Origin of the sequence: Paenibacillus sp. Soil766 (assembly GCF_001428105.1) — a bacterium.
In the GTDB taxonomy this organism is placed as follows: Bacteria; Bacillota; Bacilli; order Paenibacillales; family NBRC-103111; genus Paenibacillus_E.
Window position 1 is genome coordinate 235095 of the sequence record NZ_LMSJ01000005.1, and the last position, 11076, is coordinate 246170.

Annotated in this window: 10 protein-coding genes and 1 pseudogene; 10 read left to right on the forward strand and 1 reads right to left on the reverse strand. The window is 49.1% G+C overall.

The genetic code is table 11. The annotated features are described in order from the left end of the window. Positions 1-52: 52 nt before the first annotated feature. Positions 53-1225 (reverse strand): ROK family transcriptional regulator, encoded by a 1173-nt coding sequence (locus ASG89_RS05490; RefSeq protein WP_057309458.1) that lies wholly within the window; start codon positions 1223-1225, stop codon positions 53-55. A gap of 313 nt (positions 1226-1538) precedes the next feature. Between ASG89_RS05490 and ASG89_RS05495 the strand changes: the two genes are divergently transcribed. From ASG89_RS05495 to ASG89_RS05535, 10 genes and pseudogenes are all read left to right on the forward strand, one after another. Beyond that, positions 1539-2984, forward strand: coding sequence for an ABC transporter substrate-binding protein (locus ASG89_RS05495; RefSeq protein ID WP_057309460.1), 1446 nt, complete (start codon positions 1539-1541; stop codon positions 2982-2984). Positions 2985-3044: 60 nt separating this feature from the next. Further along, positions 3045-3989, forward strand: a complete 945-nt coding sequence (locus tag ASG89_RS05500; RefSeq protein WP_057309462.1) for a carbohydrate ABC transporter permease — start codon at positions 3045-3047, stop codon at positions 3987-3989. Between the two features lie 35 nt (positions 3990-4024). After that, complete coding sequence (locus ASG89_RS05505; RefSeq protein ID WP_057309464.1) at positions 4025-4861, forward strand: carbohydrate ABC transporter permease; 837 nt, start codon at positions 4025-4027, stop codon at positions 4859-4861. A gap of 47 nt (positions 4862-4908) precedes the next feature. Then, positions 4909-6081: an ROK family transcriptional regulator gene (locus ASG89_RS05510; RefSeq protein ID WP_057309466.1), complete on the forward strand. Its 1173-nt coding sequence runs from the start codon at positions 4909-4911 to the stop codon at positions 6079-6081. Between the two features lie 38 nt (positions 6082-6119). Next, a complete protein-coding gene (locus ASG89_RS05515) occupies positions 6120-7100 on the forward strand; it encodes a Gfo/Idh/MocA family protein (RefSeq protein ID WP_057309468.1) in 981 nt (326 codons plus the stop codon). Positions 7101-7162: 62 nt separating this feature from the next. Continuing rightward, positions 7163-8152 carry a Gfo/Idh/MocA family protein gene (locus ASG89_RS05520; RefSeq protein ID WP_235549628.1) on the forward strand — a complete coding sequence of 330 codons (990 nt, stop codon included), beginning with the start codon at positions 7163-7165 and terminating at the stop codon, positions 8150-8152. A 185-nt stretch (positions 8153-8337) separates the two neighbouring features. Then, positions 8338-9105, forward strand: a complete 768-nt coding sequence (locus ASG89_RS05525; protein ID WP_057309472.1) for a Cof-type HAD-IIB family hydrolase — start codon at positions 8338-8340, stop codon at positions 9103-9105. Between the two features lie 71 nt (positions 9106-9176). Further along, positions 9177-9368, forward strand: a pseudogene (locus tag ASG89_RS38560) (glycerophosphodiester phosphodiesterase family protein); the annotation flags it as partial. 38 nt (positions 9369-9406) lie between these two features. Next, a complete protein-coding gene (locus tag ASG89_RS38565; protein WP_414813244.1) occupies positions 9407-9550 on the forward strand; it encodes a glycerophosphodiester phosphodiesterase family protein in 144 nt (47 codons plus the stop codon). Positions 9551-9722: 172 nt separating this feature from the next. Further along, positions 9723-10832, forward strand: coding sequence for an SGNH/GDSL hydrolase family protein (locus ASG89_RS05535; RefSeq protein ID WP_235549625.1), 1110 nt, complete (start codon positions 9723-9725; stop codon positions 10830-10832). Positions 10833-11076 lie beyond the last annotated feature (244 nt).

The following is an 11076-nucleotide window of genomic DNA, read 5'->3' on the forward strand; positions in this document are numbered from 1 at the left end:
TCTCATCTCTTCCAGGGGCTTTTCGTTGCTTTCCTATGCCCAGCCCGACGGTTTACAGCGACAAGCTGTCGAGCGGGATTCTGAACACGCTCTGCAGGACAAGCCCGACGGCCAGCACAGTCTCGTCCTCCACGTTGGTGAGATGTAGGAACTCTACATTCCGGCACGTTTCCGGCACTTGGGCCATCACTCGCGCTTTGAGTTCGTCAACGAACGAGTCCCCCCATACCGGCAGCATAAACCCGGTGAGTAGAACCCGGTCCGGATTGAGCAGGGTGACGATATTGGCAACGGCGTAAACGATTGCCGTTCTCACCACCTCGCTCAGCTGAACGGTTTCGGGGTCTCCGGAGCGGACAGCTTCGTTGAACTGCTCCCAACTCCGACCGAGCGTCCGCAGCAAGCCCCTGGAGGAAGCCAATGTGGTTAGGCACCCTCTGCCGCCACAGTAGCACTCATAATCGTAGGGCGGCATAAACGCCTTATAGTGGCCAACCTCGCCTGCTACGAAGGAGGAGCCGGTGACCAGCAGCTTCTCTACGACGATGGCGCCCCCGATACCCCTGGCTAATTTAAGTGTCACATTGTTTTTGGAAGAGATCAGACTTCCGCCCATGTTTTCGTTGAGCGCAAGCAGATTGGTGTCATTCTCCAGAAAGACGGGCAGCCCGTACTCGTCCTCGAGCAGCTTCGCCAGCGGTATCCGCTTCCAGCCGAGCCCCGGCGAGCGAAGTAGAATGCCTTCGGAGGAGTCAACGAGTCCATGGACGCTGAAGCCGATTCCCTTCAGGCAGGTAGGGTCAGGGGTCCGGCTAATGAGCTTGCCGATTACGCTGCGGATCACCCGGAGCAAGTCCTCTTCGGACTCGTAGTGATCTGCCTTCACTTCGGCTTCCGCCAAGCGGGCGTGCTGAAAATTATATACCGCTCCTCGTGCCGAAGTGCCCGACAATTCAATGCCGATCGCACAGAAGCGGGAACCGTTAAGCAGCAGGGGAACACGCTTACGGCCGCTGCCGCTCTCAAGGGATTGCGGTTCGCCTTCGACAATCAATTGATCCTCGAGAAGCCGGTTTACGATGTTGGTGACGGTTTGCTGACTAAGTCCGGTTTTTCTGGCTAGCTCTACACGGGAGATCGGACATTCGGAATAGATCAGATGCAGCACCTTCTGCTGATTAATGGATTTAAGCAGCGTGTGGCTTGCATGTTTCAATGTGGGCATAAGTCGACCTCTTCCTTAAAATGTACACGTTTATTCTCTTGGTACAAATTAGTTTACCACGCAGTTATTCCCGAGGGAAGGTAGGAGATTTTGTCGAAAGATTTCTATTGAATCTTAAAGAAAAAACAGATAGGATAATATTAATAAATTAAATTGATTTATTAATTCAGTGTAAAATGTAAACGCGATCATAATACGTGAAACCGCTAGTTTTAACATATCCCTTATAAAACAATAATAATCGCCAAACAATTACACTGTATTCTTAATATTAATAAATCAATTTTATTTACTAATTTGAGGGGGATCAAGTATGAGAAAGAATTTTGCAAAGCTGACGGCTCTAAGTCTGACGGTTGCCATGTCCGGTTCCTTGCTGGCGGCATGCAGCAGCGGTAACACACAGCAAAATCAGGTAGCCCAGACCCAACCGAGCGCATCAGCGGAGGTTTACGAAAACGGTTTGTCGAAGAACGAGAAAGTAACTCTGAAGGTCGGATTTTTCATGGGTGGTTACGGGCGCGAATGGTTCGACTATGCTATCAAATCATTCACAACTAAATACCCGAACGTTTCATTCGATATAACGGCATCGGCAGATATGAAAAACACTATTCAAACAAAGATTGCAGCAGGCAACGATAACGATATGTTCGACATCTTTAACACAGCACCGACGTCAGGAATTGTTCCACTGGCTGAAGCCGGAAAACTTGAACCCTTGGATGATTTATTCAATAAGAAGCTTCCAGACGTACCTGATAAAACGGTTAAGGACATGATCTTGCCGGGAATGTTTGAATCGTTCACCAGAGTCAACGGTAAAGTATACGAGTTCACTACAGCCAGTTCGTTCGGTGGATTGTTCTACAATAAGACTCTGTTCGAGAAGAACGGTTGGAACCAAACTCCACGAACATGGGCTGAATTTAACGACCTTCTCGCAAATATCAAGAAAACCGGAGTCACTCCAATTACATTCCCGGGTATTCATCCAAACTATCACGACTGGGCCTTCGGAGATGCCAAAGTATTTGAATTGGCAGATATGAAAGGCGGCGCGGATAAGTACATTGAAAATTTCAAAACTTATACGGGGCCACAATACACATCACCTGAAAGTATAGAACATTGGAACCGTCTTTATGAAATGGGCAAGAAGGGATATTTCCCAGAAGGTTTACCTGCTTTAACGCATACCCAGTCCCAGATGCAGGTGATTCAAGGACAAGCTGCGATGGTATCGACAGGAAGCCACGTAGAGAATGAAATGAAGAAGTCGACACCTGAAGACTTCAAATGGGGCTATATGGCGGTTCCGTTCGTCGAAAACAAAACCCAAAAAATTTGGATTAAAAGCGGCATTACAAACTTCAACTATATGTGGGCAGGCAAACCGGAATTAAACAAGAAATGGTCCAAGGAGTTTATAGTCTGGTTGATGACGCTAGAAAACCAACAATTCGCGGCTGAAAAATCAGGGGCTCTCCCGATGCGTAAAGATTTAATCGACAATTCCGCAAATGTTGCAAAACTTTCGAGTTCAGCTCAAGCAATTTTGAAGTACATTAAGGAAACAGAGGCACGGACATATAAAGCGCACAGAACCGTCAGCATCTCGGATCCGAACATGGTCAAAGCGACAAAGGTTAGAGACGAAGCGATTACGAAAATCGTTTTGGGCAAGCAGGATCCGAAACCAATGCTTGAAGAAGCGGAGGCCCTACTCCAGCAAGCTGTTAAAGCCCAGAAGAAATAAACAGAACGAGCGGGGAGGAATTCCTCTCCGCTTTCATTTCATAATAGGAGTTGACTTCCCTTGTCCGACTCGGTATTGAAAGCCCAGCAAACTCCACCTCGAAAAATGGGGATGGATAAAGCGAAAACACAAAAATGGATATTTTTAACCTTAGCCATCACCCCGCCCTTCGGCGGATATTTACTGTTTACGCTATTTCCGAATATATTATCGATCTACTATGCCTTCTTAGATTGGGATGGACTCACAGACCCCAAGTTTATCGGGCTCAAGAACTTTGCTGCTGCTCTTCAGGATGAGTATGTCTGGCGTGCACTCGGCCATAACTTGATATTTATGATAACGGTTCCGGCATTGGTTGTACTCATTTCTTTGCTTTTAGCCTATTTGGTTACGAACAAATCATATTTCGAGAACAAATTCCTTAAAGTGCTGTTTTTCTTTCCGAATGTTCTGTCGATCGTTGTGGTCGCTCTTTTGTGGGCATTCATCTACGATGGGACTTACGGCTTGCTGAATGGAGCACTCCAGCTTATCGGAATTGACATGAAGAACTTTTACTGGCTGGGCAGCGAAAGCACGGCGATCTGGGCACTCATCCCGCCATGGGTGTGGGGAGGCGTAGGCTTGTACGTAATTATTTTCGTCAATGCTATGACGGCTATTCCCAAATCACTATATGAATCGGCCATTCTGGAAGGCGCCGGCCATATGACACGCTTGTTTCAGATCACTATTCCACTGATTATGTCGGTCGTGCGCGTAAGTGTGCTATTTCTCATTATAAGTACACTGAAAACCTTTGAACTGATATTAATCATGACAAATGGTGGCCCGTCCGGGTCGACGGATGTGATTGGCCTATATATGTTTAACCTGGCATTTGGAAACGAGTACATTAACTACGGTTACGCATCAGCGGTCGGAATGATCTTGTTCGTCATCCTGGTTACGGCCAAGCTGCTTATGGACAAATTTTTGCCGAACCGGGGAGTCGAGTTCTAATTATTACTTGTTCAAACGTAGGGAGTGGATTTTGGTTGAAAGAAAAAAGGACACTTATGGACGTGATTTGGCGTCTGGTTTTGTATAGTTGGTCATTAACGATACTTTTCCCGCTGGCATGGGTTTTTTATGAATCCTTGAAGACCAACCCGGAATTTTTCAAGGATATATGGGCCCTTCCCAAACAAGCGCAATGGTCGAATTATGTCACTGCCTGGACCGAATATGGCTTCGGCCAATCCTTGTTAAATACACTTTATTATGTGGGCGGAAGCCTTGTAGTAAGTCTCTTTTTTACTACACTTAATGCCTATGCGCTGACAAGGATGGAATTCAAGGGAAGGAGCCTCATTTGGGGCGTGATCATGCTTTCGTTATTCCTTCCCGGCATTAATGCCCTGGTTCCTCAATACGTAATCATGCGGGAATTGCATTTAACGAACAGTCTGACGGGTTTGATTTTGTTGTCCGCCTTAGGGGAAAGTGTATTCTACTTGATGCTTCTGGGAGGCTTTATGAAGTCGCTGCCCAAGGATATGGAGGAGAGTGCGCATATGGACGGCGCTTCGATCTTTCAAGTTTTTTGGCGGGTCATAGTACCCCTTTCTACACCCGGGATTGTTACCGTAGCCATCTTCAAATTCCTCGGATATTATAACAACTTTATGGGCCCGTTCATCTACTTGAGCGATCCGGAAAAATATACGATTGCGGTGCAAATGTATCAAGCTAACAAAATGATGGAGTATACTACGGACTGGGTTACCTTGTTTGCGGGTGTAACGATTGCGATGGTCCCTTCCATCATTGTGTTTATATTCTTCCAGAAGCTGATCATGCAGGGTGCAACATTAGGTGCGGTTAAGGGCTAGGTAGAGAGTAAAGTGATAGCGATAGGAAGGAGCTGTCTTGTGCACAAATGAACGAGAACACAAGCAGTAAATGGCTGAAGTCTGTGAATCAGCAAAAGGTGCTTCGATTGATTTACGCAGAAGGGCCGATCTCCCGGGTAAATCTGGCGGAGAAAACGGGACTGACTCCGCAGACGATTACGAATATTGTAAACAGACTGCTTAGAGAAGATATTTTGCAGGAAAATGTTCCGTTGGAGAATGGGGTGGGCCGCAAGCCCGTTCCAATTGTCGTCAAAAGCGGAAATTTATTCGCCATCGGGATCGAGGTTGCGATCAAATACGTGCGTGGTACACTGGTGGATTTCCGGAATGTACAAATCTGCGAAGTCACGGAAACGATGTATTCCGGTGGTAATGAAGACCATGATGAGAATAAGGTTGAGTGCATCGTTAAGGTGATCGACCAGCTGATTAAACGGGTGCCAAAGATGAACCAGCTCAAAGGCATTGGATGTAGTATCCAGGGGCTGGTCGATTCCACGGACGGCGTCGTGCTGCTTTCTTCCGGTCTGCATTGGCGGAATTTCCCGCTAAGGGAAAGGCTGGAGCAGCATTATAACCTGCCGGTCTATCTGGAAAATGATGCGAACTTGCTTGCGCTTGTGGAAAATTTGAACGGAAGCCTGACTGCTTCGAATCATAACTTGACAGTAAAATTGGATTATGGCATAGGTGGAGCTCATGTGATGAACAAGCAACTGAATTCGGGGGCCGGACATGTTGCGGGCGAGCTAGGGCATTGTAAAACATTCTTCGGCACCGAAGCCATGCCGTGCCACTGCGGAGCCAAGGGCTGCCTGACTACGCTGGTCTCTGGAAGCGGAATGAAACGCAACCTGGGATTTACGCTGGAGGAATTCGGGCATCGGATTCGGGAAGGGGATCCGGTTGCGGGGGAGTGGCTTGCAAAGATGGCCGAGGCGGTAAGCACCGCTTTAAGTAACTTGATTACCTTCTTGAACCCGGATCATGTATTGTTTACCGGCAAGGTGCTGGACCATGCGGGAAACTATCTGATGGACCCGCTTAGAAAGCGTATTCTGGAGAACATTCCGGAATCCTGCCGTAAGGTCCGACTTCTTCGGCTAGAGCAGACACCGGACGATTCGGTTCTGGCTGCTGGACTGGTCATGAACCGGTTCTTCGACGTTCCGCCGATACATTTATCCGTCATTTAAAGGGGGTTAAGGCTGTTTTGCGAAAAGGAGAATCCTGGATGAAGATTGCTGTAATCGGCTGCGGTACAATGGGCCGTACTCATGGGGCCGAATGGATTAGAATGCCCGGAATTGAGCTTGTCGGTGTGTGTGATGTGCAGGAAGAAGCAGCTCGGGCGCTTGCCGGGAGGTTGGAGACAAAGGCTTTCTCCGATTTCGATCAATTGGTGTCGGAGGCCTGTCCGGAGGTGTTAGACATCTGCTTACCAACTCATATGCATAAGGAATTTGTTCTCAGGGCTGCCCGTCTCGGGAAGCATATCATATGCGAGAAACCATTCGCCTTGTCGCTCGAGGAAGCGGATGAGATGGCTGCTGTCTGCGAGCAGCAGGGAGTAAGGCTGTTCATCGGTCATGTGGTGCGCTTCTTCCCAAGCTATACCGATATTCGCCGCAAGGCTGCAGATGGAGTAGTCGGAAAGCCCGGAGTGCTGCATACAAGACGGATGGGCGGTAATCCGGGTGTTTCCAAGACTTGGTATACCAATAGCGAGATGAGCGGAGGAGTAATCCTCGACCTAATGATTCACGATATTGATTTTGCTCAAAGCATCTTCGGGAAGGCCGTATCCGTGTATGCAATGAACCGTAGGCACGAAGGACTCGACTACGCACTGGCAACCCTGCGTTTTGAAAATGGCGGGATTGCGCATCTCGAGGGTTATTGGGGATTTCCGGGCCCTTTCACGACGAGCGTGGAACTGGCCGGCAGTGGAGGGGTCATCCGCTTTAACAGTGAGGAAGCCGTTTCGCTCAAGATGTTCAAAGTAAATAACAATTTGTCTGAGACCCCTGCTCTCCCGCTTCCTAAAAGCCCTTCTACGTATAATCCATATTACTTGGAGCTCGCTCATTTCGTGGAATGTCTGCAGACCGGCGCCGAGCCCGACATAACGATCGCTGACGCTCGGAGTGCGCTACAGACGTGCCTTGCCTCGATTGAATCCGCTGCAACAGGTCGTCGAGTACGTATACAGTGATGAATAGGGACAAGAAGGGGAGAGACGCAGTGCCTGAATTAACGAACGTTGTAAAGATAGGTATGATCAGCTTCGCTCATGGGCATGCTGCCGGCTTCTATCGCCAGCTCCAGAGGCTACCGGGAGCGAAGGTAATGGGCATAGCGGATGACAATTATGCCCGGGTGGAGCCGTATTTGCAGGAGGATGCCGAAATCCGTTATTTTGCGGATTACCGTGAGCTTCTTAGCAGCGGCTGTGATGCGGTGGTCATCTGCTCGGAGAACGTTCATCATGCCGAGCTCACGATTTCCGCAGCGGAGGCTGGAAAGCATGTGCTGTGTGAGAAGCCGCTTGGCTTGAACGTGGAGGAAATGGAACAGATGGTAGCTGCCTGCGAGAAGAACGGAGTCCAGTTGATGACAGCGTTTCCCTGTCGCTTCCTCCCTGCAGTTGTGCAGGCCAAGGCAGCGATCGACAGGGGCGAGATTGGCGAGGTTATTGCAGTGAAAGGCTCGAACCGAGGCACCATACCGGGAGGCTGGTTCATTAATCCTGCGCTATCGGGTGGAGGCGCCTTACTTGATCATTCCGTTCATGTCATGGATCTGCTCAACTGGATGTTGGATAGTCCTGTAACGGAGGTGTACGCTGAAGCAGCGACCCTTTTTCATGAGATTCCAGTGGATGACGCCGGAATACTGCACGTGAAGTTTGCGAACGGAGCTTTTGCTTCGATCGATACCAGCTGGTCGCGCACGAAGTCCTTCCCTTACTGGGGCGATGTTACGATGGAGATTGTAGGAACGAACGGCCTGCTTTCCGTTGATGCCTTTGGCCAGAAGAGCGAAGTCTACAGCGACGAGAGAATGAGAGCCCAGTGGAGCCACTGGGGAGACGATATGAACCGCAGTCTGGTGCAGGCTTTCATCGATGCGATTAGCAGCAACAGGGAAGTGCCGATTACCGGCAAGGACGGCCTTCGGTCGGCTGCTGTTGCTGCAGCGGCTTACGAGTCGATTCGCCTGGGTGAGCCGGTTACTTTGGATGAAAGCGGACGAGTGAAGGCTTAACAGGAAATATGCTGTCGCAGAAACCCGAGTGCCGGAAACGTGCCGAGGAGGGCGACTAAGTTACATGCGGCAGAAACCGGACGAATCAGCTCAGACAGTAGGTTTGGTGTTGAAGGGCACTTTTGAAGTGCCTGTCTACAGCCAGTTGCTGTAATCGGAAAGAGAGCGCGGAGGAGATCAAGGGAATGTCTGAATATAAATTGTTGGCTTTGGATATGGATGGTACGCTGCTTACCGACGATAAGCAGGTGACGGAAGAAACGAAGAAGTGGCTCTGGAAAGCTGTGGACAATGGGGTAACCGTGATGTTCGCTACAGGTCGGGGAATGCAGACCGCAAGCTCTTTTTGGGAGGAGCTGGAGCTCGATTCGCCAATGGTTCTGTTGAACGGAGCGGAGATTTGGGAAGGTCCGAACAAGTTAATGGCTCGCACCCATTTGCCCCGAGAAACCGTTCGCCGGCTGCATGAGCTGGCTCTCAGGGAAGATGCGCATTTCTGGGGATATTCCGTGGAGAGCCTGTCTGGCCAGGGCAATTGGAGCGAAGAGCTGTTCGAAACGGATTGGATGAAATTCGGCATGATGCATGACGATTTGGGGGTTGTGGCGCGTATCCGCGAGGAGTTGCTCGGCTGGGGCGAGTTGGAGATTACCGCTTCCGCTCCAGTCAATGTGGAGATCTCCGTCAAGGGGATCACGAAGGAAAGCGGCGTGAGGGAGGTTTGTCGGTTGCTCGGCGTCGAGATGGCGCAGGTCTTGGCGGTCGGCGACAGCGAGAATGATATTTCGTTACTACGGGCGGCTGGGCTAGGAGTGGCGATGGGCAATGCTGAGGAGCAGGTCAAGGTGATCGCTGATGCCGTCACAGCGTCCAACAATGAGGACGGCGTCGCCAAGGCGGTGCAAAAATTTATTTTTGGTCTGGACATAGCCGAGTTCCGGTCAATTGTATAAGGGTTCTGCGAGCTAGGGGTACTAAAAAAGCCTATGACTAAGACCACAGCCAGAAAGGAAATAGGAATGCTATGAACAAACCGATGATTATTGCACACCGTGGGGCCAAAGGAATAGCACCAGAAAATACACGTACTGCCTTACGGCTTGGGTTAAACCAGGGATGCGAAGGGATTGAGCTTGACGTTCATTTGAGCGTCGACGAAGAAATCGTCGTGTGCCATGATACGATTTTAGATCGGACTACTATCGGGAAAGGTCTTGGCTTCATCCTTATTTTCAAATGTTGGATGCCGAGGATGTGCTGAGGGCGACAGATTGCGGTCTTTATGTCTACCCTTATACGGTCAACGAAGAAAAAGATTTGCTGAAGTTAACTGATTTGGGGGTTTCGGGCATCATTACGGATTTCCCTTACAGGCTGAAAGCTTTGTTGCAAGACTGAGATTCCCTGTAATAACTTTCTATGCGAAAAGCCCCGGTTCCCGGGGTTTTACTTTCATTTATTTGGGCTAGGCAAGGTGAAACCCCTGACTGGATTCGTCCCACGTGCAGGGAGTGTGTGAAACTTCGAAGAATGGTAAATATACATCATGGTTTATGGAAGGAATGGCAATGTGGAAAAAAAAGAGAAGAATCCGATAGAGCTATATGATCCCGGAATGCGTCCCAATGAAACGTTCGATGGCTCGATTCATTGGTATTCCCCAATGGAGCAGCCTTTTCAAATTTCCGGGTTTGCTTGGTTTGCGCAAGAAAAAATCTATCGCAGATTGCCGACTTTGCCATCTGGAGCCACTCCGGAAGCCATCGATCGCTTAGCCAATCATACTGCAGGAGGACAAATCCGGTTTCAGTCGGATTCCTCTTCTCTATCGGTAAGGGTGAAGCTGAAAGGCAAAGCCGATATGGTACATATGCCGGCAACGGGTCAATGCGGCGTCGATTGCTACGTGGGTTCTCCCGACACCCTCCTTCCCTTGCGGTACGTCAACACAACGAAATATGACCTCATTCTCACCGAGTACGAATGTGCGTTATTTACCAATTGGAATGCCTCGATGCGTAATATCACCCTAAACTTGCCGCTTTATCAAGGGGTGGAGGAGATATGGATCGGTTTGGATGAGGGCGCAACCGTAACCGCTCCCCCCAGCTACGCTTCCGGAAAGAAAGTAGTCATCTATGGAACTTCGATTACGCAAGGCGGCTGCGCCTCGCGACCTGGCATGGCTTATACGAACATTTTGAGCCGAAGAATTCCGCTGGAATTTATTAATCTTGGTTTCTCTGGAAGCGGCAAGGGAGAGCCGGAGGTTGCTGAAATCATTTCGCAGATTAATGACCCTGCGTGTATGGTCATTGATTATGAAGGCAATTGCGTGAGCACCGAACTTTTCCGTAAGACACTTCCGGAATTTATTAGAATTTATAGGGAAGCTCATCTGGTAACACCGATCTTGGTTGTCTCACGAGTTCGTTACGCGAGTGAGGAGCTGATCCCACGCTTGTACGAGGCCAGAATGGAACGTAAGCGTTTCGAACAGTCTCTCGTTAACGAGTTGCGGGAGCAAGGTGACTTGAATATTTATTTCTTCGACGGCTCCCGATCGCTTGGTAATGAAGATTTCTTCGAATGCACAGTAGACGGCTCGCATCCAACGGATCTAGGTTTTCTGCGGATGGCAGACGCACTTGAACCAGTTCTAAAAACACTGCTTTTATAAGCAGACACTTGGCATACATGTAGCGATGCCAAATGAGTGGTTTAAAACCAGAAGTCTTGTATTCCACGCAGATATTTACAATGAACATCATCCCCAGAGGTGATAAGCACGGAGGAGCCGTATGCGATGACCCGCACGTCAGACTGTCTAACAATTTTTAAATAATATCTATTTGGGGCATGAAAATAGATGTCCAGTGTCGAATCTCTGTATCTTAAGGAGATGAGAACATATGCCATTTATC

Coding starts and splice junctions, on each gene's coding strand:
- ASG89_RS05490 (WP_057309458.1), bottom strand. CDS start 1,225: ATGCCCACATTGAAACATGCAAGCCACACGCTGCTTAAATCCATTAAT.
- ASG89_RS05495 (WP_057309460.1), top strand. CDS start 1,539: ATGAGAAAGAATTTTGCAAAGCTGACGGCTCTAAGTCTGACGGTTGCC.
- ASG89_RS05510 (WP_057309466.1), top strand. CDS start 4,909: ATGAACGAGAACACAAGCAGTAAATGGCTGAAGTCTGTGAATCAGCAA.
- ASG89_RS05515 (WP_057309468.1), top strand. CDS start 6,120: ATGAAGATTGCTGTAATCGGCTGCGGTACAATGGGCCGTACTCATGGG.
- ASG89_RS05520 (WP_235549628.1), top strand. CDS start 7,163: ATGATCAGCTTCGCTCATGGGCATGCTGCCGGCTTCTATCGCCAGCTC.
- ASG89_RS05525 (WP_057309472.1), top strand. CDS start 8,338: ATGTCTGAATATAAATTGTTGGCTTTGGATATGGATGGTACGCTGCTT.